Consider the following 25,360-nt stretch of genomic DNA (forward strand, 5'->3'; position numbering starts at 1 on the left):
AAGTCCTTGATTTCGCTTGTTTGTCATATTTAAAATGAGGAAGAAGATTTCGGGCATTATAAGATGTTTAATTTTATTCCACTGTTTTTTGCTCACATAAAACAAGCTTATCCATAACGCCAAAATGTAAGCTTATGGCCATGCATCTCAACAAAAGGCTACTGAAAACTAGTACAAAACTAGTTTTCAATAGCCTTATTCTATAATTAGGATGAAGTTTGCGTTAATAAGAACCTTGGCGATTTCCAAAGTTCTGCCCACTTTTTGATGGCCGTAATAACAATTATTAAACCTAGAATCAGCATAATGATTGACAATACACCATTTAGCACATTGTAACCAGCAGCTGCCGAATTCCAATAAACGTTCTTAATCATCCAATAACCTGCTACATTGACAGTGACATATAAATAAGCTAATGGAATAAAGCATGTTAGCGCATATATTCGCTTGTCTGCCACTTTTAACACTATTGTTACACCACATACTAAACCAATTGATGCCATTAACTGATTTGACACACCAAATAAAACCCAAATGGAGCTAATATCCCCAGAATACAATAAGTACCCCCACATAAAGCATGCTAATGCACTCGCGACAATTGTACCAGGAATCCAATCTGTACGTTTTAACGGCTTATAAACATTGCCACCAAAATCTTGAATTAAGTAACGTGCTACACGTGTCCCCGCATCAATGGCTGTTAAAATAAAGACCGCTTCAAACATAATGACAAACTGATAGAAAAAAGAGGACATTTCTGCGAACCAAGGAATACCTGTAAAAATATCAGTCATCCCAACAGCAAGGGTCACTGCACCACCTGTTCGCCCCTCTAAATCCATTCCTATGCTCTGCGCTAATGTTTGTAAATGTACTGTTTCCATACCTAATGTTGCAAAGACAGCTGGTGCTGAATTTATAGCAAAATAATCTGCAGGATGAAGAGCTGTTGCAGCAATTAATGCCATGACTCCTACTAAGGATTCTACTAACATCGCACCAAAACCAACGATACGAATATCTTCCCAACGATTAATCATTTTGGGTGTTGTCCCTGAACCAACGAAGGCATGGAAACCCGAAATCGCGCCACAAGCAATAGTAATTGAGACGAATGGCCACACTGGACCTGCAATGACAGGACCACCCCCATGGATAAACTCTGTAATTGGCGGGAATTGAATCATTGGATTTACGAAGAAAACACCGATGATTAAAGCAATAAATACGCCGATTTTCATAAAGCTACTTAAATAATCACGCGGCGCTAATAATAGCCACACAGGTAAAGCCGCCGCAAAAAATGCATAGATAGGTAGAATAATAGCTAAAATATCACGATCAAATGTTAAAAAATCACCTAAGGCTGTCCCTTGAATCATTGGGCCCATAAATACACCAATCATGAGCAATATAAAGCCAACCGTTGACGTGACAAGTAGATTTCCGGTTTTTCGATAGGCGATACCGACTAGCATCGCTATCGGAATCGTAATCCCTACCGCAAAAGTTCCCCAAGGATTGCGTTCTAACGCTCCAAGGACAACCATTGATAACCCAGCCATTGTAATCGTAATAATAAATAGCATGGCCAGTCCTGTACAAAAACCTGCGACAGGACCTAACTCCTCTTTCATTACTTCAGATAATGATTTACCACCATGGCGCATAGAGGCAAATAACACAACAGCATCATGTACTGCACCACCAATCACTGCACCAATCAATAACCAAAGTAGTCCTGGTAAATAACCAAACTGTGCTGCTAAAATCGGTCCTACTAACGGGCCTGCTGCAGCAATTGCCGCAAAATGATGTCCAAATGTTACCCATTTATTCGTCGGCACATAGTCTTTACCATCCTCCATAGTGTGCGCTGGGGTGGGTGTATCATCTGTAATTTTTAATACTTTCTTAGTAAAGAATATGCCATACAAACGATAGCTAATCATCAGTACACAAATGGAGCCAATTACAATTGTAATCGCATTCATCAAATCACTCCTTTTACTTTTTTCACATCATAGCAAATGAAATAAACAAATATTCGTTAAATTCACTGAAATGTCAGAAATTAAAGTTGAAAGGATATATTCTTCGGTTGAAATGCAACTACTTTGTTAAATCAAAAATCTTACGTACATCCTTCATGTATAGCCGACTCACTGGAATAGAATGCCTATTATGCAAAATCAAATTATATTTAGAACTACTCCAAGGCTCTAGCTCCACAATATGCTCTAAATTGACGATAAACGCACGATGCACGCGTACAAAACCTTTTAAAGCAAGCTTTTTCTCAAGCGCCACTAATGATTCGGAGGCAAAATAACTGCCGTTGTCAGTGACAATAATGGTCTTACTATCTTCAGAAGTACAATACAAAATTTCCTGTATTTTAATGAGTAAAATTCGATCGTTTACATACACTGTCAGCTTATCAAGCTTGTCTAATTGCAAATACTTTAACGCTTCCATTGTTTTGGCTTGGGTGGCATTTCTTTTTGCCATTAACCTTTCCATTGCATGTTGTACACGCTCTGCTTCAAAAGGCTTTAATATATAATCGAATGCGTTCACTTCAAATGCCTGTAATGCAAACTCGTCATAGGCCGTTGCAAAAATAATTTCAGGCTTATGTACGATTTGCTCAAGTTTTTTTGCTAACTCTAGACCATTTTCAACACCTAGCTCAATATCTAAAAATACACAGTCTATTTGTCCAAACTGAGAATTCTTTAATAATTCTTCTATATTATCGGCTTCTCCTGTGATATGCACTAGCTTGGTTTGGTCTAGTAAATAACGTAATTCAGCTCTTGCTAAAGGTTCATCATCTACAATAAATACATTTAACATGTGTCTACTCCCATCTTGTAGCTTTTAAAGGTAGTTGAATTTTAATCTTCGTCCCCACGTCTAACGTACTTAAAATTTGAAAATCTGCTTCTTTTCCATAAATTTCATGTATACGCTGATAAATATTCCACAAGGCAGTACCTGTTCCTTGCTCAGATTGCATAATGCTTTTTCCTAGCTGTTTAACCTGCTCTTTTCTCATACCACAACCATTATCCTCAGTTAATAGTAAGAGTTTATTATCGACTCGTTGTACCTGCACAAAAATTTTGCCTTCCTTGCGATTTTTAAAAGCATGGTAAATTGCGTTTTCAACAAGTGGCTGTAAGGTAAATGGGGGAATGTGCACATCGAAAAGTGACGCATCTACTTGAAATTGCACATTATAGCGATTAGGAAATCTGGTCTGCTCAATCGCCAAATAAGCTTCAATATGGTCAATTTCATTTTTTAACGGGATGAGCATTTGACGCGCTCCTTGTAAATTACTTCTGAAAAATGTGCTAAGTTTTAACAGTAATGCTCTCGCTTCATTTGCATCTGTACGAATTAAGCTTGAAATCGTGTTGAGGCTATTAAAGAAAAAGTGTGGATGTACTTGTGCTTGAAGTGCTTTAATTTCAGCATCCTTTAATAATTTCCTCTGTCTTTCAATTTCAGCATATTCAAGCTGTGATGAGAATAGTCGACTTAGTCCTTCTGCTAGCTCCTTCTTAACTCCTGTTAAAGAAGTTGCATTCATAAAATAGAGCTTTAACGTGCCTACCGTGTGTTGCTGTACTTTTAATGGTAATACGATTGCTGCATTTAACGGACAGTCGTGATGTGGGCAATGGATTTCTTTTGCAGATGTAGCTGTAATAATATGCCCCTCTACTAAAACCCGCTTCGTAAGCGACGTCATGATTTCACGATGTATTAAATGGTGGTCTTCACCGACACCCACATGCGCTAAAATTCCATTGGTGTCCGTAATGGCGACTGCATCGACCTTTATCTCTCTTTTGATAATTTCTGCAACCGTTTGGCACGATTCTTCATTTAAACCTTTGCGAAAATGCTCAATTGTAAGTTGTGCAATCGAAAAGGCTTGATGTGTTTGTAATGCCTTTGTACGCTCTTCCTCGTCAATAAACGTTTTAATAATCATAAAAAATATAAAAATTCCAAAAGCATTCATCATAATCATGGGCATCGCAATTAACGAAACTAATTGTAATGCCTGTTCAAATGGCCTTGCGATGGCTAAAATAACAATCATTTGCAGGGTTTCTGCGCAAATCCCTATCATAACAGCTTTTTTATAGGAGAAAGTTTGACGGATTTTTAACTGCTGACTTAAACCACCTGTGATGAATCCGGCTAATATTGTTGAGACACCGCAGGCAATCGCAGTAAAACCGCCAAGTGTAATTCGATGAACTCCAGCAATAATACCCACACAGACGCCAACAAAGGGCCCTCCAAATATTCCAGCAATCGCAACACCAATTAGTCTGGTATTCGCAATGGCTTCTTCCGCATTTATAGTACTATGTATCATCTGATTTAGTGGATGAATTGTACCACTTTCGATTTTGATACCCGTATAACTGCTAACGACACTCAATGCGCTGAAAATAAGGACAAGCCATATTTTTTCTTTCAATCCTTGTTCTTGGAATAGCATATCTCTGAAGAGTCGCCACCTTGACATTAAAAAGGCAAAGACGATAATCAGCCCTACCCGCTCCAACATAAACAAAAAAAGTTCCATCATAGGTCCCCTCCGCTATCGCATTTACTTTTTAAAGAACAATTTATAGGATGAGTAACCAAATACATCTCCTGGATTAATACCCTCTATCGCGTCCAGTCGATGTTTTTCAAATTGATTGAACACCATTTCCCTCAGCATCACAGAAGTCATTTCATCTTGTGCAAGCTCTTTTGGATACAGCCATTTCGCTTCTAGCAATTCATTTTCCTGAATACATAATGCTTGTTGCTCATCACTCATCCTACAATAAAAAATGGCCATATTATCACTGATGTCATTTCGGATGACTCCTGTTCGGAAACCAATTAAGCCCGATACTAAACAGTCGATCCCAGTCTCTTCTTTTATTTCTCGTACAATTGCTTCATCAATTGTTTCACCTGCATTGACAAAACCAGCAGGTAATGACCAACGTCCATGTAAACCACTATATGCTTTTTTAACAACAAGCCATTGTCCAAGCTGATTAACAGTGACCCCCGCTACCCCTAGCCAAACTTTTCCTCTATCTTTCTTCATATCCTTCACCTCTATGTCCTTATTATAACTTTTCATTTTCTAGTGTTTGAAGCGTTAATTTTGAATTATTAGATATTTAATGTTTCATACTCCTTTCCACACTAAAAAGCCTCTACCGTAAAAACGACAGAGACTTTTAAATTTTTCTATAGCAGCATGATGTCAACCAACTAAAAATAGCGCATTATTATGTATACCTTTTTCTTACCCACACTAATTTATAGTTAGACTTCATTCGAGAGCGGTACCAAAACACAATGCAAGACTAAGCAATTGGATGTTTCGCTTCTAAATGCTCAATACTCCAATTAAGGTTTAGTATATTTTTTAAGTTTGTCACTTGTTCTTCTCCAATTGTGTCGACCAGTTGCTGTTCGATTTCCGATTTATAATGCTCATTTTTCTCATAGCAAACTTCACCAAATTCCGTCATACGTATCACTTTGTGTTTTTTACTATGCTCGGCATTGCTAACCTCCACCAAGCCTTTTGCTTCTAAACTTTTTATAAATTTATGCGTGGCTTGTCGAGAAAAATCAACGTCTTTCGTTACTTCCGAAATCGTCGGTTGATTCTTATAAATCCTCCCCAAAATACACCATTCTGAATTAGAGATATAAATATTATGATTATGATTCCACTTATCTTCAGCAAGTCGTCGAAGTACTTCGTGACGTTCGCTCAACAAATCAATTACATCTCGATTTTGCAATTCGTCCTTCAACTAGTTCACCTTCATTCCATATTTTTCGTAATCACTATACAAAAAAAAAGCACATTCGTCAACTAAGTTGACAAAAGTCATTTAATTGCTTACAATTAATTTAGTCAACTTAGTTGACAATAATGTTTGATGGAGGGAATATACATGTACAATGTTGGCGATGTAGTCATTTATTCATCACATGGACTTTGTTCAATTGAAGATATTTGTGAACAAACCTTTAGCGACATTACAAAAACTTATTACGTTTTACAACCATTCAACGATTTAAAATTAACAATTCGTACCCCTACTAACAATGCAAAAAAACAGCTTAGAAATATTATTGAAAAAGAAGAAGCAATTGAAATTTTACATTCGTTTACGTCTCCCGGCGTGGAGTGGATTGAACAAAACACTCATCGCATGAGATTCCATGTAGAAATCATTAAAACCGGCGATAGACAAAAACAAGCAAACCTCTTAAACACTTTGCTTCGTAAAAAGTTAGAATATGAGGCAAACGATAAAAAATTCCCAAATCAAGAAGAAAAATTACTTCAATCTTTACAAGAAATTATATTTTCCGAATTCTCCATTGCCCTCGATAAACCATCAGATGAAATTTATGAATATGTATTAACACAACTTAATTAACAATTTATTGACGGTACATAAAGAAGCCACGACTGTTTCTCTCAAGAAATCATCGTGGCTTCTTTTCATAGTCAATATAACCAGACCTATGGCGTACCTGCTACCGTTTTCTTCTTCTTTGAGATTCTTTATTCTCCTCATAGGATTATCTGGTTCATCAATAAATTCTTATCAACAAGATATTGGAAGCGAGGTTGTTGCTTATCGTATCGCTGACCTCATTAGCTACTCTTTGTCTCTCTTACATGTACCCTTTAATATGAAACGGTTTAATGCTCTGCTCTCTACGTCTTCAAATCAAGTTCATCAAGTATAAAGTCCTTCCAACTATTCAAGCAGTGCACACAAATCTCTATGTACTTGTTAGAAAGTGTTCATTTAGAGCGAAATTTTATTTACGATAATACGTTAATCTTGCTGATGTATAAAGATTGTCATCATTCACAGTGATCAAAGCTGTGTAGCCATTCTTTTCCCAGTTTGAATGTAAACTGCTATATTTTGTATAGGTAAATTGATAGTAATTACCAAATTCTGTAACCCCTTGTCTATGTAGTCGGTCATGTAAAGTAGACATTTGATCCCATGTGTGATAACTATCTTGTTCAGGAAGAAAATCATAGCTAATATACTCTAATTGCCCACCCAAAAAAATGTATGTCAACTCTGCTGAATAGCCATATTTTGTTGTTTCATAGATTAAATAAGTCTCTCTACCATCTTGAAGTTTTTGTATTAACTTTGATTTTTCATTTTTCTCTACATCACGAATAGTCAATTTAAAGTTAATATTATTGAAAGGCACAACAGGTTTCTTTGTGGATAAAAATGCATCTACTACGTATCCTTTGATATCGCCAGCGGTCACATAAGACCAACCTACTAATGTAGCATGTACAGTTACCTGTGTACCATTACTTAATGAGCCTACTGAAGCTCCAGATTGACTAGCAATATTTCGAACAATAACCCCACTACCAGTATTAACGTACTTTGTCGTTGTTTTAGCCTGCCCAATAAAATCGGATTTAACATAGCCTACCACATTGCCATATTGCACAAATGACCAACCATTCCCTACTGATCCATAGTCTTCCACAATCATATTATACTTTAATGTAGCTAATGTTGGCGCTGAAGGAGATGGCTCAGATTTCACAACAAGACCACTTTTAGATTTTGCGATTTTAATGGTGGAAGGTGGAATACTTAAAAAAGAAGAAGTAACATATCCCTTTACATCTCCTGCTTGAATGTGAGACCAACCATTTGAAGAAGAAAACTCTATTACAAATTCATCCTTAGCTAGATTACCAATGGAATTGGCTGTATCATTCGGCGACTCTCTCACAAGCAAGGTTGAGCCACTTACAACCTTCACTGTTCGATAATCAGCCGCATCTGCTACTTGGTGCTGTATGCTAAATAGCATCACGAGTACAAAAACTGCAACAAACCATTTCTTGAGTATATTCAATCAATTTACCCCCTTATATATTTTCACTATTCTACCATTTATCCTATTGACTGTATATATTTCCATAATATCTATTACTAAATTTTAAGTTTGTAATGACCAATAAAACATATAATGGTAACAATTACGCCTCAGCATAATTGCTGCTGAGGCGCATATAAAGAATGTGTCTGGATTTTTTCGAACTCGCTCGAAAAAATCCTCTTCTAAATCCGTGACATTCGCCGGGGATTCTTATCTTTCAAGAACTGTTTTCTTCTAAAATATAGAGCTAGAAAAAATCTTTGGATATTCCTTCTCCATTGCCACCTTACCGATAGCTGTTCATTTCTTCTTTTTTAAAACCATACAAAAAAAGCCTCCTCAATTTGATATGTTTTCGCAACATACAAATCAAAAAGGCTTAGTAACTACAATCCTAAATACATCATTTTAGGGTTGTGTTTACACATTTTCAGGATTGTTTACACACCAATTTCTACTGTTTTACGACCCTAATTCAATATTCCCAAAATATTCAATCAATCACAAACCTCAGGCGTACCTTCACGTTTTGCCGCTTTAAAGCTTGTGCCACAGCCACACGATGCGATAGCATTTGGATTATCGATGGTGAACCCGCCGCCCATAAGCGATTGTTTATAGTCAATTTTCGTTCCCGTTAAAATAGGCGCATCTTCGCGGGTAACAAGAATAGTTAAACCATGCTGTACATCTTCGAAATCCTCATCTTTTTTCTCTTTATCGAAATGCATACCGTACGATAGGCCACTACATCCGCCACCATTCACAACGACGCGTAAAAAAGAACCTTGCTCTTCATTATGCTCCATCATTTCATTAATATGAAAGACTGCCGCTTCAGTCACTTCTATTACTTGCTTTAAACTTGTCATCCCTTCACCTTCTTTCTTATCCATTATCATATCAATTTTGACCATTGTATGACAAACATTCAGCTTCAAGTGTATTTTTAGCAATATTCCCTTTTTATTCACTTAATTAGTATTTTTTATTCATGTACATAACAAATGAATTGGTATAATAGTTATAATAACGTCGATGAAAGAGGTATAAATTATGGAGATTTCACCGTATTACGAAAAAAAAATCCAATGTCTTAATTGTAAGAAAGAATTTCCAACATTAAAAGTACGCTCTAAATTCATAAAGGTAGATCATACCGACACTGACTTCCACCCGATTTATGCAGATAATGTCAATGCCCTATACTACAATGTATTGGTCTGTGAGCATTGTGGCTTCTCGTTTACAGAAGACTTTACCAGATATTTCGCACCTGGCGTACAAGATGATATTCGTCGTCAAATTACCGAAAAATGGGTACATCATGATTTTAAAGGGGAACGCACCGTATTCCAAGCAATTCAAGCTTATAAACTAGCCTTTCTTTGCGGGACCATAAAAAAAGAAAGATTCGTTGCAACAGCAGGTCTTGCATTGCGTCTTGCATGGCTGTATCGTTCGCTAAAAAATGAAGGGCAAGAGCAACGTTTTATGAAAATTTCCCGAGACCATTATATGGAATCTTATTCTACTGAGGATTATAGCTCTACGCAAATGTCCGATGTACGTATTATGTATATGATTGCAGAATTATCCCGACGCATTGGTGATTTAGAAAATGCGACACGCTTCTTTTCAAGAGTTATCGAAAAGCAAAGCACTGGTGGCGAAGCAAAGGTTATCGATATGGCTAAAGAGCAATGGGCCGTTATTCGTAAAGAAAAAGAACAAGCGCGACAAGTATAAACTTAAAAAGTTCTAGCCTTATCGGCTAGAACTTTTTAATCATCATTAGAATACTTGTTCTACTTCAATGATACCTGGTACTTCTTCTAATAATGCACGTTCAATACCTGCTTTTAGTGTAATCGTAGAACTTGGGCAACTACCGCAGGCTCCTAATAAACGTAATTTTACAACGCCATCCTCTACATCTACTAATTCACAGTCTCCACCGTCACGTAGTAAGAATGGACGTAATTTATCTAATACTTCTTGAACTTGGTCGTTAATTGTTGCTTCTGCCATTTGTCTCGACTCCTTTCCTTATAATGATTATAATGTTAGCAACAGAAAAAATCCAATATTGAATCACGGGGGAGTAGAAATACTATGGAATACACAAAACCGATTATCGAAATTTATGGTACAGCTGTCATTTGCGCAAGCTGTGTCAATGCTCCATCTTCTAAAGATACATATGAATGGCTACAAGCTGCGATTGATCGTAAATATCCAAACCAAGCATATGATATTCGCTATGTCGATATAGAAGGCCCAATTGAGAATGAACGTGACCAAGATTACGCAACGCGTATCCAAGAAGATGAATTTTTCTATCCACTTGTCCTTATTAATAATGAAGTCGTAGGAGAAGGCTATGTGCAATTAAAACCCGTCTTTACTGCACTCGAAGATTTAGGCTTCACGCCAGACGAAACTGTTTAACCAATTTGAAAGGGATTGTTCAAAGTTAACCTTTGAATCAATCCCTTTTCCAATGGCAGTATTTCCACTGTGTGATTAATCGTTTTGATATTTATACATCCATAATAATCCCGATTTCATCAATCGCGCGATACGTCCAGTAACAGTTGTATCTGCTAAATAAGCAAATCCTTGTTTTTTACCTAGAGAGCCCATGAATCCTTTTAATTTAATATCCGGCATTTTCTCTGGTAAATGCTCGCCCTTCCAACGCATACGCAGTACTTTAACGATTTGTTCCGCTTGTTCCTCAGCTAATTGTGCACTTGGAGAAAACTCTGAAGAGGCACAATCCCCTACAACATATACATGCTCATCATCAAGCACATTAAAGTATTGTGTTACGATTGGACGTCCTTGACGATCCTTTTCAACATCTAAATCACGTACAATTTTCACAGGCTGTACTCCAGCTGTCCAAACTACTGCATCAAGTGGAATTTCATCTTCATGATTGAAAATTTTACCTGGTTCCACTTTCGTAATATTAGAATTTGCGATTACATCTACATTATGCTTGATAAACCAATCTTTTACGTACTTACTTAGCTTCTCTGGGAAGTCCTTTAAAATACGTTGACCGCGGTCAAATAGTTTCACTTTTAAATCTGCTCGACTTTCACGTAGCTCACTAGCAAGCTCAATACCACTTAAACCAGCACCGACAATACCGACTGTAGAACCTGCTGGTAAACCACAAAGCGCTTGGAATGTTGCACGTGATTTTGCCATTGTTTGAATGCTATAAGTGTACTCTTCTGCACCTGGTACATCATGATATTTATCTTCACAGCCTAGTCCAATGACTAAATCATCATATTCAATTCGTTGCCCATCTTCTAGTAGGACTACTTTTTCTGCACGATTGATGTCAACGACTTCTCCATATACAGCCGTTAAACGTTCATGCTCTGGGAAGCTTACACGAATTTCTTTGTCTGTCGATGTCCCTGCTGCCAATGCATAAAATTCTGTTTTTAAACTATGGAAAGGTGCTCGGTCTACTAGCACGATTTCCGTGTCTAAAGGTAAGTTATTTGGTAATAGACGAAGCATGACACGCATATTGCCATAGCCGCCACCTAAAAGTACTAATTTCCCCATAATAGTCTCCTTTTATATCACGAATAATAATTGTTCACAAAGTATCCACAAACGAGTATAACCGATTGTGAGATGTTTCACAATATAAGAATGCAAATTTGTGAAAGTTTTCACAAAATCAATCGTTGACGAACGTTTCAAAAGCGAGTAGCATTACAATGGTGAGGTGACACGTATGAATCCTATGGTTGAATTTTGTGTAAGTAATTTAGCAAATGGCTCACAAGAAACCTATGAAATACTCGAACGCGACCCAAATATCGACGTTTTGGAATATGGCTGTCTTAGTTATTGCACCAAGTGCTCAGAATCCTTTTACGCCATCGTTAATGGTGAATTAGTAGAGGCTGATTCTCCGCAAGAGCTAACAAAAGCCATTTATCAATTTATCGAAGAAAATCCATTATGGTAATTTTATTTACTAAAATCAATTCTTTTAAACATAGAAAAAGGATGTTATGTCGAAAAATTCGACATAAGCATCCTTTTTTATAATTTATACTAATGCTTCCATACAATAAGTCGGTTGAAGTTCTTTATCCTGAACAATTTTAGTAGGTGTTACACCAGTGTTGACATGAATGGTGTCACAGCCGAAATTTATACCACACATAATATCCGTATCATAATTATCGCCAATCATTACCATTTCATCCTTTGTAAAGCCATGCTCGGCGGCTATCACTTCAAGCATTGCGGGCGATGGTTTACCAATGTAAGTTGGCTCAACATCTGCCACTTCTCCTACTAACCTTGCAAACGCACCATTCCCAGGTAAGAAACCATACTCTGTTGGAAATTTAATGTCTTGATTTGTAGCTATAAATGTAGCGCCATTTTGTACAGCAATTGTGGCCTTAGCGAGTGCCATATAATCAAGTGTCCGGTCAATTCCCATTACAAAGACATCTGGGTCGGTGTCTACAAGTTCTATTCCTTCATTAAATAGCGCCGTGCGAATACCATCCGAGCCCATCATCGCCACTTTTTGGCCAGCAAAGTTTAAGGAAATATATTTTGCAGTTACTAAAGCACTTGAATAGATATGTTGAAGTGGTGCATCCACACCAATTGCACGTAAAGCATCTTGCAATTGTTCTCTCGTTTTTGATGAATTATTCGTCACGTAATATGGCTCAATTCCTGTTTCTTGTAATCCATGTATAAAAGTAATCGCTGAAGGAATGCCTTCCTTTCCACGATATACGGTGCCGTCTAAATCAAAGCAATATGCCTTGTAAGTTTTCATTGATGATCCTCTGGTAAAAATGCTGAAACAGGGCCTAATTCATTTGTTAAGTAACTATTTACAGCTGGTGAGAACTGCTTCAATGTTGGTAAATTGTTTGTTAACACATTCACCACTTCAGCAATATCTACATTTATAAATTCGCGAACAAGCATTTTACGTAAGCCAACAACCGCTTTTAAAGATGCTTCCATGTCAGCAGTTACAACTTTTTCATCGATTAAAATATCAATAATATCCTCATAGCTACCTGGATCACGCATAATGAAGCCATCAATCATTAAGTTGCCAACATCCATCATTGATTCCATCACATTGTGGCCAATACGCTCAATTGCTAATTTTTTAATATCATTTTGTTGCCAGTTATCCTCTGACTCCAAAATAGCTAAAAGTCCATCTAAGTACTGTAAATTTTTTGTGATTTTATTACGATCTACAAAATACACAAGGAAAGCCCCCATTCAAATCATTTAAAGTTGATAGTCATTTCTCTTCTATAGTACCATATCTATAGGACTGGAAGGAGATTAAAAGATGGAACGTTTTTTCTTATATGATGATGTAGAAGATACAAAAACACGCTTTGTCAGTTTTGCTGGCCAAAAGCTACGTTACGACTTAGCAATTTTACAATCTAGCCGTTTCTTTGGCAAAGTACTGGTAATGGATATTCAATTTGGCCGTTTCGCGATAATTGGTCCAGACGATGTGGAAGAGCCCGGCTATCTCGAACACGTATACAATCGCTCCGAGGAAGAGACAATCGAACTACGTGAATACTTACGAGAATTACTTAACTAACACCCTTGCATGGGTGTTTTTTATATTGCAGTCACCTCTGACTCAAAAAGGGATACTATCCAAAAGTCAAAATAGCATACTAGAAATACTTCTAGTATGCTAACGAATTCTGCCGCAACATTTTGTGGTGAAAGTAGAAGCCCCAGCAAGGCTTGAGTCCCCTCGCGCTGGGTCATCAACGAAGCGACAGCAGTACACGTCTACATGACCAACATGTTGTCACTTCGAAGCGCTCGTAACTTGACCGATCAATGTGCAGCTAAGTGTCCTTTACAGAAAGATGGACATTATTACCGTCCGCTGAATTATTGATTGATAATTGAAGGATTGTCTTTATTGTGCGGCTTGTCTTTATTTTCATTATCATTTTGTTTTTTTGCTTGGTTATTTTGTCCGATTACTGCTAAATCATCTACACTAATATCATAGCCATAGCCATATTCTTCTCGATCTAATTCACTTTTTTTTCGCTTTTCTTTAGCCAAAATAATCACCTCCACTACATAAATTAACCTCATTCATGTGTTTTATACTTGTGAAAAGACATTTACAATTGAGCTAGTTATGCAGTTGCATCCTCTATAATCCAATCGACAGCACTGATTAAGTCAGGGAAAATCGCATCTGCCAGAGGGTCACTTTTTCCTAAAAAAACACCTTTCGTGCCAGCTCTTTTGCCAGCTATTATGTCTGTATCCGTATCCCCTACCATATAGGATTTCGCTAAATCAATATCATATTTTTTTCCTAAATCAACAATTAGTTTGCTATTTGGCTTGCGGCAACCACAGCCTGCCTTAGGTTTGTGAGGACAATAAACAGCTTCATGAATAATGGCCCCCTTTTTTTCCAATTCTTTTATCATATGGACATGTATTTGTTGAAGTTTTGATTCCTTCATATATCCTAATCCAACACCACCTTGATTGGTCACCACAAATACAAAATCAAAGAACTCATTCAATTTTTTTATTGCTTGTGGAACAGACGGCAAGAAATAGAGATCCTGCGGTTTATTTACAAATTTAACTCTATTCGTTAATACTTCATTTATGACACCATCACGATCTAAAAATACAGCTTTTTTCATTAGTCTCACACCTTTACGCCAAAATATGTTGTCGTAGTACTCATTCTTTTTATATTGTTACCAATTTTATAAAACCTAATAAAACTAAAAAAACCTGATGCAAATTTCCGCATCAGGTCATGATTATTGCTATTCTGTTATTCGTGGATTGTCAACAGGCTCTGCCACTTCGGCTGCTTCGTTTATTGCCATTTCAGGTTGCTGTACCGTTTTACCGCATTTACGTAATACGAAATAAGCACAGCCAAAATTACAATATTCATATAAGTAATCTTGCAGCGTACTGATTTTTGTATCAAAGGTAGATTTTTGATTTTTATCATCAAAAAAACCTTTTAAACGTAACTGATTATAACCCCAGTCCCCTACGATATAATCATATTTTGCTAAAATATCCGAGTACCGTTCTTTAAAGGCTTCCTCTTGAAAAGCCTCTCGGAAATCATTGATAAGCTCGTATTCATATCCTTCAATAATTATCAAAGTGACACCACCTTTCTTTTCTAGCTTTTAGCTTTACACATCTGCTTGTAGTTGGCGTTCTTTTGTCGCTGCATTCACTTGCTCATCTGCATGATAGCTACTACGTACAAGCGGTCCTGCTTCACAATGCTTAAAGCCCTTTTCCATAGCAATTTTACGTAATTTACCGAATTCTATTGGTGAATAATATTTTTTTACAGGTAGATGTTTTTTCGTTGGTTGTAAATATTGGCCAATCGTCATAATGTCTACATTATTTGCACGTAGGTCATCCATAACTTCTAAAATTTCTTCGTGAGTTTCTCCTAAACCAATCATTAACGACGACTTCGTTGGAATGTCTGGTTGCATTTCTTTAGCTAATCGAAGAAATTCTAACGAACGTTCATATTTCGCACGCGCGCGTACTCTTGGTGTTAAACGACGTACAGTTTCGATATTATGATTTAAAATATCAGGTTTAGCATCCATTAAAAATTGGAGATTTTCCTTGATACCGCCAAGGTCAGATGGTAAAACTTCAACAGAAGTCAAAGGACTTTTGCGACGAATTGCACGTACCGTTTCAGCTAATACCTCTGATCCGCCATCTTTTAAGTCGTCACGAGCAACCATCGTAATAACAACATGCTTTAAGTTCATGATTGCTACAGAATCCGCTACTCGTTCTGGTTCAGCTAAATCTAGCTCATTCGGTAAACCTGTTTTTACAGCACAAAAACGACAAGCACGTGTACAAACAGATCCTAATATCATCATTGTAGCTGTACGGCGTTCACCCCAGCACTCATGAATATTAGGACAGCGTGCTTCTTCGCATACTGTATGTAGATTTTTTTCACGCATGAGCTTTTTTAGCCCTTTATATTCATCGTTCGTGTTTAGTTTGATTTTTAGCCAGTCTGGTTTTCTTAAATATTCTTCTTTTTCCTTGCTTGTAGGTTTACAAGATGTCATACAAATTTCGCCCCTATCAAAATTATATATTGTTAAATATCATCTACCTTCACTGTTGTCAATGTAACATAATATACGAACGGCAACAACTAACATTTACTATTCAAGCAACATTTCTAATCATAAGGTACAGGTACCTCAAGTGATGGCTGTGGCGCTTCGCTACCATTTGTATAAATATGTGGTACTGGTCCTCTTGTCAAACCCATTGCTACTGGAATATCTTGTGACACTGTAGAAGATTTACTTGCAAATGGAACAATTATTTGCACGTTTACCTCTATATGAATCCCTACCTCCACATAGGCACTATTAATGCCAAACTCTTGAATGCTTGATGTAACATTGCTATGCACATTGCCAATTACATGAAAACGAATAGGTATTTTAGGTCCTAAATTTCCGAGCAATGGAATATTTGCAGCTTGCCCAAGCGGTACAAAGAAAACAATGCCGTCACCTTCTTGAATTTTATTAATGTCGTACTCTACGTTTTCTAATTCCGGCAAGTGTGCCAGCTCTCCTTGCTCAGCCTGTTCTAAATACATTTTTACAAGTTCCAAGGTTTCTGCACGGACACGATTAATAATTTCCGTATTAAATTTTGTCGTCACCATTTCAGACGCTCCTGGTGGTAAATCTTCGATAATATCATTGACGTCTAATACATTGGAAGTACGTGAATTGATAGCTTTACTTACAACATAGGAAGCTATTTTATTGGTTTGTACTTCTGCATATTGTAAGTAGGTGGGCATAAGACGTTCATTTAAAAAATACAAAAATAGCAATAAGCATACGATACTACTTACAATTAGCAAGGTTAAACGATTTAGCGGTAAACCTTTGTTACTATTTGTTCTTAATTTCATTCTTTTTCGAGGGAATAACAAAAAAATCTCCTCCTGTTCCATAACGTATGAACAGGAGGAGAAAATTATTCAACTTTCGATGGTACTACATAGTCCGTTTCAATACTTGAAATTGTAATCGTTGGGTAGTCCACTAAATTAATCTCATATGTAGCTGTTAATAATACATTATTTTCTTCAAAAACACGAATCCAAGGCAATGCGGCATTCAATGTATTTTGTTTGGATACAATACCTCTTCTTCCATCTGACAATTTTAAAATTACACCATTTGGATAGTGTACAACTGCCTTTTTTAACGCATTCACAATACGTGCATCATAGATGGTACCGGAGCCCGCTTCTACAATCGCTAATCCCTGTGATGGGAGCATTTTTTCACGATATACACGATTGGTTGTTACCGCATCAAAAACGTCAGCTACACCGATAATTTTGGCAAATGGATGAATTTCAAAATCAACTAAGCCACGTGGATAGCCACTTCCATCAATTCGTTCATGATGTTGGAAGGCACAATGTGCAACAAGCAAAGAAATAGAGTGTAAATTACGTAACAAATCAAAACCATATCTGGTATGCATTTTCATGATTTCAAACTCTTCATGTGTTAAGCGACCTGGTTTTGTTAAGATGTCCTTCGGTACCATAAGCTTTCCGACATCATGCAGTAAAGCGCCAATACCAATTAAGCGCAAATCCTCTGCTGAATGTCCTAGCTCTTTTGCAATGGCTATTGAATAAAGTGTTACTTGAAAGGAGTGTTGGTACAAGTATTCATCGAATAAATAAGCATCTGTTAAAATTGTTAAAATTTCATTATTACCAGTTACAGCTGACAGTAGCTCATCCACAATGGATACAATCGCTTTTGATTGCTGATCAAGCACATAAGAGGCATTAACTGCATTTAAACCATCTAATGATTGGAAAGAATCTTTAATGGTCGAGATTGTTTTATTTCGGACAGCAGGAGGAACGGTTTCCTTTACTTCAATTCCCTCTGAAATTTCGTCGTCAATATATAAATAATGCGTATTCAACTGTTGAAGTCTTTGAATAATACGTTCGTTAATGACAACGTCCTTCTTTAAAAGTGGATGACCCGCCTCATTCCAAATGGTTCTTCCTAATACCATTCCTTCTTTTAATACTTCGATTGAAATTAATCGCATGACTTCTTCCCCAATCCATTCTTAAAGCTTATTTTTATCTATTGCTTAAAGAACCTTTGCCCATAATCTAACATGATGTTTCGTAAAAAATCAGGTAAAATATATTTTTTCTTAGCATATTTAAAGCTTGGATAAAAGTAACCAAAAGTAAACATATCAAGTGTTACTAATTTATAAATACGGTCGCTATCTGCAATCTTACCATTAACAAGTATTTGTCGATCGTCATTCATTGCAAAACCGTAAAGTAGCATCTTACCAAAAATAACGCCCCTAAAGCCTAAACCTTTTAGCTCAATATAAGGCCATTCTTCATTTTTCGATTGCACTAAAATTTCTTTTAGTTCTGAAACCGACAATTCAATAGTACATAAATTAATTGGATGCGGAAAAATTTTATGCAAATCAAGAGCTGTAACAATTCCTTTTGGAAGGCTATCTAGAAAAATACCGGCATTAAACAATGCACCATCTGCACCACTTTTTTCTAAAATGGCCTGTGCAAATAAATGAGATAACTGCGAATAATGGAACCATTCTTTATTATAAGATTTTTCAGTTTTAAAAATAGGTTTATCTAGTAATCTTGTAGCTTTTTCTTCGAATGAAAACAGTATTTCTTGTTCGTTTTCAACCTCAGGCAAGTCCTTATTATGAATTAAAGTATCCTTTTTTTCAACAATTTTCCTCGTTTTTTTATCATACTCGACTACAAGATAGCCAGTAAATTGCCCATATTTCCCTCCACCTGTAAGCAGTACACCATTCACAAGTTTGCCATTTGGAAATACATGATGTGTGTGTGAACCAAATATCACATCGATGTCGGGACATTCTTCCGCTAAAAGCTCATCTTCAGTAATACCTAAATGAGACAAACAAACAACGATATCTGCTTCTTTGCGAAGTTGAAGAGTTAAACGGATTAATGTACTTCGTGCCTCATCCATCTGCCAATTTAGTTCCTTATAATAGATTTCAAACATTGCCGTCGCTGCAATAACTGCTATCTTTGTGCCATGTGTGGTCGTTAATACAACATATGGCTTCATCCATGTTGGGTTATCCCCTAGTGATGCATGGACATTCGCAACTACGACATCAAATGTAGCCTCATCATATAAATGATACAGCTCGTCATGAGACAATGTAATGCCTTCATTGTTTCCTATAGTCACAACATCATAGCCAGCTTCGTTTAATAATTGAATATTGCCCTGTCCAATTGTTGCCTCTGTATATATGTTTGAGCGATCTAAATGATCCCCGACATCAAATAAATAGCTTGTTTCTCCAATAGCCGCAAACTGTGCACGTTTTTCTTTCACATAGCTTTGCATGCGTGGCCAATACTTAAAATGACTGTGCAAATCATTCGTGTGAAAAATATGAATTTTTTCAAGCATTCAAGCCACCTCTTTTTTATAATAACCCATCAATTATTGAGCGAATTCCTAATAATAATAAAATAATTCGAAGTGCTAGCACAAGCGTATCTGATTTAATTCTTTTGTTTAATGCTGCACCAAGTTTTGCACCAATATATGCTCCTGGAATAACAGGTATCGTATACAGCCATGGGACATGTCCTAAATAAATATGACTAGCTGAACTAACTATTGACGATAAAAACACCATGAACATTGACGTCGCCACCGCCACATGTGGTGGAAATAAAAATAAAATAATCATGGCCGGTACAATCATTGAGCCACCACCGATGCCAAATAATCCTGAGGCAAAGCCAATTGCAAATGTGATTGTCACTGCAAACCAAATTGGATAACCGTAAACATATGTTTTACCAGATGCATCTGTAAATTGTTGTTTCATGCCATTTTTCACAAACCATTGAACTGGTTTCAGTTTGTCACGTACAAGTAATATTGTCGCCAAAATAATAAGAAGAATGCCAAAATATAAGTTAAAGGAAGGCAAATCCAGGCCTTTGTTGACCCATGCGCCTAGCATGGTACCGGGTATACTACCTATAAAAAAAATAAATCCACTTTTATAATCAACCGTTTTGGATTTCATATAACTCAGTGTTGAAGCAAGACCTGTGAATATCATCATCACAACAGATAAGCCAACCACTTTCTGCGGTGTTAACTCCGGAATCATACCTAGATTTAACCCTATAAATAATGTTGCTGGCACTAATATAATACCGCCACCCAGCCCAACAAGAGAGCCGATTAACCCTGAAAGTATGGCAATAAAAACTAAAAGCAAAAATTCCATTATAGTTCCCCTTCAAACATATTTAATTGTTTCGGTGCCAAACCAATATCCTTAATTGCTAAGATTTCTTGTAATTGTTTTGCATTTTTTGCAGCATGTTGACCAGAATTGTTATTAAATAACACAAACAGCTCCTGCACCTGTGCTTGTAGGCTTTTAATATCTTGCCCCAGTTGCTGTAGTTCTTCCTGATTATAATCGTATAAAAAACGAACCTTGCGCCAATTTTCTGTATTGCCTGTATTGCGCCAGCCATGAATATTTCGCCCATGTATGCGTACAAGCGCTTTATTGGCGGTCGCTTCTGGATAAAATGGCACTGAGCCTACACCAGCCTGTGGTTCATCACAAATCGTATGAATAAACTGATGCTCTCGTAAAAAGTCTATTGTTTGCTGCACTACTTTGTCTGCGTACCAAGTCTGATTACGAAATTCAATTGCCACCTCAAAGTCCTTCAATTGCTGCCTAATATACAATAAATATTGTACATTTTTAGCCTGACAATCAAACCATGGTGGGAACTGTGCTAAAATCATCGCTAATTTACCATGACGTTTAAACTCATTCGTACATGCAATAAATGCATTAAACATATCATTTTTCGATTCAAATGGAATGTCTCCACGTAAATGCCCTGTCATGCCCTGATAGGCTTTTACAACAAAAGAGAAATGTTCTGGTGTATTTTCACACCATTTACGTACATTTTCTATAGACGGAATCGCATAAAAAGAAGTATCTACTTCTACCGTCAGAAAATGCCCCGTGTAATCGAATAGTTTTTCCTTTGAGGCAGTCACTCCACTATACAGTGAAGGATGATCGCCCCAGCCTGTTAATCCAACTCGAATCATGTGACTCCCTCCTCTATGTACATTATCATAGCACACACTTTCTGACTGCGAATGACCGTACAGCAAAAATGCGACTAAAGCTGAGTAGCGTTAGTCACATGTATTCTGGAGTCTTTATATTATTACTATATATAACACATCTTCACATAAACTACAGATTGCAAGGTTATAATGTCTTCATGAGGTGATGTAATGATGAACTATCAAATTCTTGTAGTAGAAGATGACCAAGAAATACAAGAATTAATTACACAGTTTTTAATGACACAAAAATATACGATTGAAGTGGCATCAGATGGTTTAGAAGGGATGAAACGCTTTAATGCGCAATCCTTTGATTTAATTCTATTAGATGTAATGATGCCTAACCTGAATGGCTTTGAAGTAGCTAAAATGATTAGAAGTCAGTCAAATGTACCGATTATTATGCTAACTGCCTTAGAGGAAGAGCAAGATCAAATGCAAGGCTTTGATGTCGGAATCGATGATTATATAACGAAGCCCTTTTCCTTTCATGTTTTGATGAGGCGAGTCGAGGCTGTCTTGAGAAGAAGTTGTCATCAAAATACTGGAAATCAATTAAATTTTAATGAAATACGTGTCGATTGTGACGCCTATAAAGTATATGTTAATGATATTGAAATACCATTAACGACAAAGGAGTTTGAAATTTTGCAACTGCTACTTCAAAATAAGCAAAAAGTAATCACAAGAGAAATCATCGTAGAAAAAGTTTGGGGATACGATTATTCTGGTGAAACACGCATGATTGATACGCATATAAAAAATATACGGAAGAAATTAGATGTTCCCTGTATTAAAACCGTAAAGGGTATTGGTTATAAAATCGATGAATAGTATACTAAAACTTCTGAGGATGAAGAGGATTACCTATAAACTCTTTATCATAACCTCTCTCATCTTGTTAGCTTTTGCTGTCATGATTTATCTAACTCTATACTTCTTTCTTCCAACATTTCATGAGCAATATAAAACAAATCAGCTTCAATCAGGCATAGAAGAAATCATCTCTAAATCTAAGAATCTTACATTTAGAGATGCTATCCCACTCTTTGATGAATACGCAAAACAAAATAATGCCTTCATCTACCTTCAAAATAACGAAGAAACAATTGTTTATTCGCCTTCTTTCTTTGTTCAGGGTGGTACTCAATCAAAAGTGATTGCTAAAACGTCTCCAGTAAAGAATCCCGATATTACTGGTAATTCATATAATGCTACCATGCCGATTCAATTCAAAGATGGTAATTTAGTGCTAGTTGTGTTTGCAACTTTTCAACCTATTGGTGAAGCATCACAGGTCTTAGTACGTTTCCTTCCTTATATAAGTATCATTGTCTTTGTAATTGGTCTAGGAAGTGCTTATTTTTATTCCAGGTTCATAACAAAACCACTTATCTATATTAATGAGGGCGCACAAAAGCTGGCAAACTTGGATTTTTCAAAAGAAATCCAACTTCATTCCACGGATGAATTAGGGGAACTATCTAATAGCCTGAATGATATGTCAAAAAATTTACAACAAACCATGCTTGATTTACAAAAGGCCAATGAACAATTAAAAAGTGATATTGAAAAAGAGCGAGAAATCGAAATAAAACGCAGAGAATTTTTTGCAACGGTTGCCCATGAACTAAAAACACCGCTCACTGTTATGAAGGGTTACTTAGAAGGGATGATTTATAATATTGGCCCTTATAAAAATCGTGACCAATATTTAGAAAAAAATCATAAAATTATTGAAGAAATGGAGCTGCTAGTCCGCGAAATATTAAGTATGTCAAAACTAGAACAAGATACCTTTAAACTGAAATTGGGCGAAGTAAAACTTTTAGAATTGATTGATACATTGACAAAAGATCTCGGGTTTTTTGCTTCTCAAAAAAATATTACTATCATAAAACAAATTGCTCCTCACCTCTCAGTACGTACAGATTGTGATTTATTAGAAAAAGCCTTAAAAAACATTATTCATAATGCCATTATGTATTCCCCACAAGGAGAGTCAGTTTATATAGAGTTAACTGAGCACCCAAATCAAAATACTATCGAAATACAAGTTATCAATACAGGTGTCAAAATTAAAGAACAGGATATACAACAGATATTCGAACCATTTTATCGAATCGAAAAATCAAGAAACCGCAATACTGGCGGAAGTGGCCTCGGACTCTATATTGTACGGCAAATTTTTGATTCCCTTGCTATCACCTATTCTATGAATAATACCGATCAAGGCATACAATTTTCGATGACCATCCCTTTGTCCATTAAAGAAAGGATTACTGTTGATAAATGACTCGCAACAAAACATAGAAAAAATAAGTATTGTGTACTAACTAGCCTCCTCCTCACTTTCGTGTCGTGCGGGGTCTAGTTAGTTCTTGCTTCTGCAGGAGTCCCGCAGCTTTTTCCTCTCTCTTCAGAATCAAACTGCGTTGTCCGGTTGAGGTCGAACAAACTTAAAGAATGAACACACTCAACTTGGCATAAATACGTATAATCAAGCCGTTCCACAAGACCACTTAAGTACACTAGTTGATTGGAGCGCAGGCGGTGAGTGTGCTGATGGCACTCGCTTTTCGCTTCAGATCAAAACTTTCTGCGAAGAATAGCATGAGCGAGAAGGCCCCGCACAAGCGTAGCGACGAGGAGACTGAAACCATGCCCGCGAAAAGCGTCCACCGTAGCGGGAATCTACGGGTTCATATAAATACTTCTATTTAAAAAGAAAATAAGTCTGTAAACAAACTCTATTTTTTGAGTGTGTCTACAGACTGAACTATTTTTTATTAATAGTTGGTGCTCGACAACAATTTATTAAACTGATCTATATAGATCAGTTAGGAGACGCTGCTCCTGAAATAGTGCCATCTTGGTTTGGAGCGTCATTTCCCCGTTGTTCTGGTGACATTTCTCTTTGATTTGAAGAATACTCATCCCACTGTTCTGGTATCATTTTTTGATTTAGGTCATATTCTCCCCATTGCTCTGGCCTCATTTCTTCTGGAATTGGACTATACTCCTCAAACTGTTCAGGTTTCATCTCTCCTGGATTTTGTATCCTATTATCTTGCTGCATATTTGTTTCGCTAAGATTAGATTCTTCACTCCCATTTAAATTCACCAAATTCGTTAAAGAACCAATTACTATCCCCATAGACACTAAGCCAATGGAAAATGCTAGTTTTCCCCACATTGTTAACTCTCCTTTTTAAATTTTCTAGATTATCAAAAATTGTTTATATCGATTGGTTAGTTGGCCGCTAGTATATTTTAAAACCTTTATCAAAACGAGTTTTGATAAAGGTTTTATTATTAATTTTCCCTACAAACTTTTGCACACTAAATTTCTTTTTTCTAGAAACACTACTTTATCTGATTGTTTAGCTACTTCCTGAGAATGCGTGACAACAATGATGCATTTATTTTCGTTATGGGCTAGATTTTTAAATAACTCAACAATTTCCACAGAAGTCTTTTCGTCGAGATTCCCAGTCGGTTCATCAGCAATTAATAAATCTACATCGCTAGATAATGCACGAGCAATTGCTACACGCTGCTGTTGTCCACCGCTTAATTGTAATACCTTTCGTTTTGCTTCTACTTCCGTTAAGCCAACTTTTCCTAATAACTCTAGCGCTCTCCCCTTTTTATCTTTCACATTAACCCCTGTAATTTCCATTGCCGTGACTACATTTTGAAGAGCAGTCATATACGTAATCAGATTATATGATTGAAAGATTATCGAAACGTATTTATTTCGATAAGTATTTAGTCCAATTTTTCGTATATCTTTTCCTTTGTAGAGTACATGTCCTTCTTTAGGGTTATCTAATCCACTTGCTAAACTAAGTGCTGTTGTTTTTCCTGAACCTGATGGTCCTAAAATGCTATAAAAGCACCCCGCTTCAAACGTAAAATTCACATTCTCTAAAAGCGTGTTTTTCTTATTATTACTTTGATAATGGTATTGTAGATTTCTAAACTGTAAAATAGTGTCCATTAGT

At 36.6% G+C, this 25,360-nt stretch carries 29 protein-coding genes; 7 read left to right on the top strand and 22 right to left on the bottom strand.

The features are described 5' to 3' along the window. Nucleotides 1-206: 206 nt before the first annotated feature. The 5 genes from cstA to C9J35_RS08305 form a co-directional block, all read right to left on the bottom strand. Complete coding sequence (cstA, locus tag C9J35_RS08285; protein ID WP_107924137.1) at nucleotides 207-2,000, bottom strand: carbon starvation protein CstA; 1,794 nt, start codon at nucleotides 1,998-2,000, stop codon at nucleotides 207-209. 118 nt (nucleotides 2,001-2,118) lie between these two features. After that, on the bottom strand, nucleotides 2,119-2,865 hold the full coding sequence (locus C9J35_RS08290) for a LytR/AlgR family response regulator transcription factor (RefSeq protein ID WP_107924138.1): 747 nt from the start codon (nucleotides 2,863-2,865) through the stop codon (nucleotides 2,119-2,121). A 4-nt stretch (nucleotides 2,866-2,869) separates the two neighbouring features. Next, nucleotides 2,870-4,621 carry a sensor histidine kinase gene (locus tag C9J35_RS08295; RefSeq protein WP_107924139.1) on the bottom strand — a complete coding sequence of 584 codons (1,752 nt, stop codon included), beginning with the start codon at nucleotides 4,619-4,621 and terminating at the stop codon, nucleotides 2,870-2,872. A 24-nt stretch (nucleotides 4,622-4,645) separates the two neighbouring features. Next, entirely contained in the window at nucleotides 4,646-5,143 is a 498-nt protein-coding gene (locus C9J35_RS08300; protein WP_107924140.1) for an NUDIX hydrolase, read from the bottom strand. Nucleotides 5,144-5,408: 265 nt separating this feature from the next. Next, on the bottom strand, nucleotides 5,409-5,867 hold the full coding sequence (locus C9J35_RS08305; protein WP_107924141.1) for a MarR family winged helix-turn-helix transcriptional regulator: 459 nt from the start codon (nucleotides 5,865-5,867) through the stop codon (nucleotides 5,409-5,411). 144 nt (nucleotides 5,868-6,011) lie between these two features. Between C9J35_RS08305 and C9J35_RS08310 the strand changes: the two genes are divergently transcribed. After that, nucleotides 6,012-6,503, top strand: a complete 492-nt coding sequence (locus C9J35_RS08310; protein WP_167395936.1) for a CarD family transcriptional regulator — start codon at nucleotides 6,012-6,014, stop codon at nucleotides 6,501-6,503. Between the two features lie 391 nt (nucleotides 6,504-6,894). Here the strand turns inward: C9J35_RS08310 and C9J35_RS08315 are convergent, their stop codons facing one another. Continuing rightward, complete coding sequence (locus C9J35_RS08315; RefSeq protein WP_107924143.1) at nucleotides 6,895-7,980, bottom strand: SH3 domain-containing protein; 1,086 nt, start codon at nucleotides 7,978-7,980, stop codon at nucleotides 6,895-6,897. A gap of 521 nt (nucleotides 7,981-8,501) precedes the next feature. Further along, complete coding sequence (locus tag C9J35_RS08320) at nucleotides 8,502-8,876, bottom strand: HesB/IscA family protein (protein WP_107924144.1); 375 nt, start codon at nucleotides 8,874-8,876, stop codon at nucleotides 8,502-8,504. A 184-nt stretch (nucleotides 8,877-9,060) separates the two neighbouring features. Here C9J35_RS08320 and C9J35_RS08325 point away from each other — a divergent pair, with 184 nt between their 5' ends. Further along, on the top strand, nucleotides 9,061-9,753 hold the full coding sequence (locus tag C9J35_RS08325) for a DUF2225 domain-containing protein (RefSeq protein ID WP_107924145.1): 693 nt from the start codon (nucleotides 9,061-9,063) through the stop codon (nucleotides 9,751-9,753). Between the two features lie 45 nt (nucleotides 9,754-9,798). Here C9J35_RS08325 and C9J35_RS08330 read toward each other — a convergent pair whose 3' ends face one another. Continuing rightward, complete coding sequence (locus tag C9J35_RS08330; protein ID WP_024364841.1) at nucleotides 9,799-10,035, bottom strand: NifU family protein; 237 nt, start codon at nucleotides 10,033-10,035, stop codon at nucleotides 9,799-9,801. A gap of 84 nt (nucleotides 10,036-10,119) precedes the next feature. Between C9J35_RS08330 and C9J35_RS08335 the strand changes: the two genes are divergently transcribed. Continuing rightward, nucleotides 10,120-10,455, top strand: a complete 336-nt coding sequence (locus C9J35_RS08335) for a YuzD family protein (protein ID WP_054767610.1) — start codon at nucleotides 10,120-10,122, stop codon at nucleotides 10,453-10,455. Between the two features lie 75 nt (nucleotides 10,456-10,530). On the opposite strand, the gene C9J35_RS08340 is transcribed toward C9J35_RS08335, so the two are convergent. Beyond that, entirely contained in the window at nucleotides 10,531-11,598 is a 1,068-nt protein-coding gene (locus C9J35_RS08340) for an NAD(P)/FAD-dependent oxidoreductase (RefSeq protein WP_054767609.1), read from the bottom strand. A gap of 175 nt (nucleotides 11,599-11,773) precedes the next feature. Here C9J35_RS08340 and C9J35_RS08345 point away from each other — a divergent pair, with 175 nt between their 5' ends. Next, the gene (locus C9J35_RS08345; RefSeq protein ID WP_054767608.1) at nucleotides 11,774-12,010 is read left to right on the top strand and encodes a YuzB family protein; all 237 of its coding nucleotides are present in this window, start codon (nucleotides 11,774-11,776) and stop codon (nucleotides 12,008-12,010) included. Between the two features lie 84 nt (nucleotides 12,011-12,094). On the opposite strand, the gene C9J35_RS08350 is transcribed toward C9J35_RS08345, so the two are convergent. Together C9J35_RS08350 and C9J35_RS08355 are read right to left on the bottom strand one after the other, a co-directional pair. After that, nucleotides 12,095-12,847, bottom strand: a complete 753-nt coding sequence (locus C9J35_RS08350) for a TIGR01457 family HAD-type hydrolase (RefSeq protein WP_054767607.1) — start codon at nucleotides 12,845-12,847, stop codon at nucleotides 12,095-12,097. After that, nucleotides 12,844-13,296 (bottom strand): DUF86 domain-containing protein, encoded by a 453-nt coding sequence (locus C9J35_RS08355; RefSeq protein ID WP_107924146.1) that lies wholly within the window; start codon nucleotides 13,294-13,296, stop codon nucleotides 12,844-12,846. Before C9J35_RS08355 ends, C9J35_RS08350 begins: the two co-directional genes overlap by 4 nt. A gap of 88 nt (nucleotides 13,297-13,384) precedes the next feature. Between C9J35_RS08355 and C9J35_RS08360 the strand changes: the two genes are divergently transcribed. Next, nucleotides 13,385-13,651, top strand: a complete 267-nt coding sequence (locus tag C9J35_RS08360; RefSeq protein ID WP_107924147.1) for a DUF3055 domain-containing protein — start codon at nucleotides 13,385-13,387, stop codon at nucleotides 13,649-13,651. Nucleotides 13,652-13,956: 305 nt separating this feature from the next. Here C9J35_RS08360 and C9J35_RS08365 read toward each other — a convergent pair whose 3' ends face one another. The 9 genes from C9J35_RS08365 to C9J35_RS08405 form a co-directional block, all read right to left on the bottom strand. After that, a complete protein-coding gene (locus C9J35_RS08365) occupies nucleotides 13,957-14,169 on the bottom strand; it encodes a hypothetical protein (protein WP_193767163.1) in 213 nt (70 codons plus the stop codon). A 44-nt stretch (nucleotides 14,170-14,213) separates the two neighbouring features. Next, nucleotides 14,214-14,741, bottom strand: coding sequence for a D-glycero-alpha-D-manno-heptose-1,7-bisphosphate 7-phosphatase (locus tag C9J35_RS08370; RefSeq protein ID WP_107924149.1), 528 nt, complete (start codon nucleotides 14,739-14,741; stop codon nucleotides 14,214-14,216). Nucleotides 14,742-14,870: 129 nt separating this feature from the next. Beyond that, nucleotides 14,871-15,224, bottom strand: coding sequence for a YutD family protein (locus C9J35_RS08375; protein WP_107924150.1), 354 nt, complete (start codon nucleotides 15,222-15,224; stop codon nucleotides 14,871-14,873). Nucleotides 15,225-15,257: 33 nt separating this feature from the next. Then, entirely contained in the window at nucleotides 15,258-16,181 is a 924-nt protein-coding gene (lipA, locus tag C9J35_RS08380; protein ID WP_107924151.1) for a lipoyl synthase, read from the bottom strand. Nucleotides 16,182-16,297: 116 nt separating this feature from the next. Continuing rightward, on the bottom strand, nucleotides 16,298-17,095 hold the full coding sequence (gene yunB, locus C9J35_RS08385; protein ID WP_107924152.1) for a sporulation protein YunB: 798 nt from the start codon (nucleotides 17,093-17,095) through the stop codon (nucleotides 16,298-16,300). 23 nt (nucleotides 17,096-17,118) lie between these two features. After that, on the bottom strand, nucleotides 17,119-18,228 hold the full coding sequence (locus C9J35_RS08390) for an HD-GYP domain-containing protein (RefSeq protein WP_107924153.1): 1,110 nt from the start codon (nucleotides 18,226-18,228) through the stop codon (nucleotides 17,119-17,121). A 38-nt stretch (nucleotides 18,229-18,266) separates the two neighbouring features. Beyond that, entirely contained in the window at nucleotides 18,267-19,634 is a 1,368-nt protein-coding gene (locus C9J35_RS08395; RefSeq protein WP_107924154.1) for a bifunctional metallophosphatase/5'-nucleotidase, read from the bottom strand. Nucleotides 19,635-19,650: 16 nt separating this feature from the next. After that, nucleotides 19,651-20,472, bottom strand: coding sequence for a sulfite exporter TauE/SafE family protein (locus C9J35_RS08400; protein ID WP_054767605.1), 822 nt, complete (start codon nucleotides 20,470-20,472; stop codon nucleotides 19,651-19,653). Beyond that, the gene (locus C9J35_RS08405; protein ID WP_107924155.1) at nucleotides 20,472-21,329 is read right to left on the bottom strand and encodes a DUF72 domain-containing protein; all 858 of its coding nucleotides are present in this window, start codon (nucleotides 21,327-21,329) and stop codon (nucleotides 20,472-20,474) included. Before C9J35_RS08405 ends, C9J35_RS08400 begins: the two co-directional genes overlap by 1 nt. A 192-nt stretch (nucleotides 21,330-21,521) precedes the next feature. On the opposite strand from C9J35_RS08405, the gene C9J35_RS08410 reads away from it, so the two are divergent. Beyond that, on the top strand, nucleotides 21,522-22,187 hold the full coding sequence (locus tag C9J35_RS08410; protein WP_107924156.1) for a response regulator transcription factor: 666 nt from the start codon (nucleotides 21,522-21,524) through the stop codon (nucleotides 22,185-22,187). After that, the gene (locus C9J35_RS08415) at nucleotides 22,180-23,649 is read left to right on the top strand and encodes a sensor histidine kinase (RefSeq protein WP_107924157.1); all 1,470 of its coding nucleotides are present in this window, start codon (nucleotides 22,180-22,182) and stop codon (nucleotides 23,647-23,649) included. Before C9J35_RS08410 ends, C9J35_RS08415 begins: the two co-directional genes overlap by 8 nt. A 540-nt stretch (nucleotides 23,650-24,189) precedes the next feature. On the opposite strand, the gene C9J35_RS08420 is transcribed toward C9J35_RS08415, so the two are convergent. Continuing rightward, nucleotides 24,190-24,549 carry a hypothetical protein gene (locus C9J35_RS08420; protein ID WP_107924158.1) on the bottom strand — a complete coding sequence of 120 codons (360 nt, stop codon included), beginning with the start codon at nucleotides 24,547-24,549 and terminating at the stop codon, nucleotides 24,190-24,192. A 129-nt stretch (nucleotides 24,550-24,678) separates the two neighbouring features. Beyond that, entirely contained in the window at nucleotides 24,679-25,356 is a 678-nt protein-coding gene (locus tag C9J35_RS08425; RefSeq protein WP_107924159.1) for an ABC transporter ATP-binding protein, read from the bottom strand. Between the last annotated feature and the right edge of the window lie 4 nt (nucleotides 25,357-25,360).

Source organism: Lysinibacillus parviboronicapiens (assembly GCF_003049575.1).
Taxonomy (GTDB): domain Bacteria; phylum Bacillota; class Bacilli; order Bacillales_A; family Planococcaceae; genus Lysinibacillus; species Lysinibacillus parviboronicapiens.

What these genes read in the sequence shown, in the direction of transcription:
- C9J35_RS08420 (WP_107924158.1), bottom strand. Translation starts at nt 24,549, where the DNA reads ATGTGGGGAAAACTAGCATTTTCCATTGGCTTAGTGTCTATGGGGATA.
- C9J35_RS08410 (WP_107924156.1), top strand. Translation starts at nt 21,522, where the DNA reads ATGATGAACTATCAAATTCTTGTAGTAGAAGATGACCAAGAAATACAA.
- C9J35_RS08415 (WP_107924157.1), top strand. Translation starts at nt 22,180, where the DNA reads ATGAATAGTATACTAAAACTTCTGAGGATGAAGAGGATTACCTATAAA.
- cstA (WP_107924137.1), bottom strand. Translation starts at nt 2,000, where the DNA reads ATGAATGCGATTACAATTGTAATTGGCTCCATTTGTGTACTGATGATT.
- lipA (WP_107924151.1), bottom strand. Translation starts at nt 16,181, where the DNA reads ATGACATCTTGTAAACCTACAAGCAAGGAAAAAGAAGAATATTTAAGA.
- C9J35_RS08350 (WP_054767607.1), bottom strand. Translation starts at nt 12,847, where the DNA reads ATGAAAACTTACAAGGCATATTGCTTTGATTTAGACGGCACCGTATAT.
- yunB (WP_107924152.1), bottom strand. Translation starts at nt 17,095, where the DNA reads ATGGAACAGGAGGAGATTTTTTTGTTATTCCCTCGAAAAAGAATGAAA.
- C9J35_RS08390 (WP_107924153.1), bottom strand. Translation starts at nt 18,228, where the DNA reads ATGCGATTAATTTCAATCGAAGTATTAAAAGAAGGAATGGTATTAGGA.
- C9J35_RS08405 (WP_107924155.1), bottom strand. Translation starts at nt 21,329, where the DNA reads ATGATTCGAGTTGGATTAACAGGCTGGGGCGATCATCCTTCACTGTAT.
- C9J35_RS08310 (WP_167395936.1), top strand. Translation starts at nt 6,012, where the DNA reads ATGTACAATGTTGGCGATGTAGTCATTTATTCATCACATGGACTTTGT.
- C9J35_RS08335 (WP_054767610.1), top strand. Translation starts at nt 10,120, where the DNA reads ATGGAATACACAAAACCGATTATCGAAATTTATGGTACAGCTGTCATT.
- C9J35_RS08295 (WP_107924139.1), bottom strand. Translation starts at nt 4,621, where the DNA reads ATGGAACTTTTTTTGTTTATGTTGGAGCGGGTAGGGCTGATTATCGTC.
- C9J35_RS08290 (WP_107924138.1), bottom strand. Translation starts at nt 2,865, where the DNA reads ATGTTAAATGTATTTATTGTAGATGATGAACCTTTAGCAAGAGCTGAA.
- C9J35_RS08340 (WP_054767609.1), bottom strand. Translation starts at nt 11,598, where the DNA reads ATGGGGAAATTAGTACTTTTAGGTGGCGGCTATGGCAATATGCGTGTC.
- C9J35_RS08320 (WP_107924144.1), bottom strand. Translation starts at nt 8,876, where the DNA reads ATGACAAGTTTAAAGCAAGTAATAGAAGTGACTGAAGCGGCAGTCTTT.
- C9J35_RS08360 (WP_107924147.1), top strand. Translation starts at nt 13,385, where the DNA reads ATGGAACGTTTTTTCTTATATGATGATGTAGAAGATACAAAAACACGC.
- C9J35_RS08325 (WP_107924145.1), top strand. Translation starts at nt 9,061, where the DNA reads ATGGAGATTTCACCGTATTACGAAAAAAAAATCCAATGTCTTAATTGT.
- C9J35_RS08425 (WP_107924159.1), bottom strand. Translation starts at nt 25,356, where the DNA reads ATGGACACTATTTTACAGTTTAGAAATCTACAATACCATTATCAAAGT.
- C9J35_RS08345 (WP_054767608.1), top strand. Translation starts at nt 11,774, where the DNA reads ATGAATCCTATGGTTGAATTTTGTGTAAGTAATTTAGCAAATGGCTCA.
- C9J35_RS08395 (WP_107924154.1), bottom strand. Translation starts at nt 19,634, where the DNA reads ATGCTTGAAAAAATTCATATTTTTCACACGAATGATTTGCACAGTCAT.
- C9J35_RS08330 (WP_024364841.1), bottom strand. Translation starts at nt 10,035, where the DNA reads ATGGCAGAAGCAACAATTAACGACCAAGTTCAAGAAGTATTAGATAAA.
- C9J35_RS08400 (WP_054767605.1), bottom strand. Translation starts at nt 20,472, where the DNA reads ATGGAATTTTTGCTTTTAGTTTTTATTGCCATACTTTCAGGGTTAATC.
- C9J35_RS08300 (WP_107924140.1), bottom strand. Translation starts at nt 5,143, where the DNA reads ATGAAGAAAGATAGAGGAAAAGTTTGGCTAGGGGTAGCGGGGGTCACT.
- C9J35_RS08370 (WP_107924149.1), bottom strand. Translation starts at nt 14,741, where the DNA reads ATGAAAAAAGCTGTATTTTTAGATCGTGATGGTGTCATAAATGAAGTA.
- C9J35_RS08365 (WP_193767163.1), bottom strand. Translation starts at nt 14,169, where the DNA reads ATGAGGTTAATTTATGTAGTGGAGGTGATTATTTTGGCTAAAGAAAAG.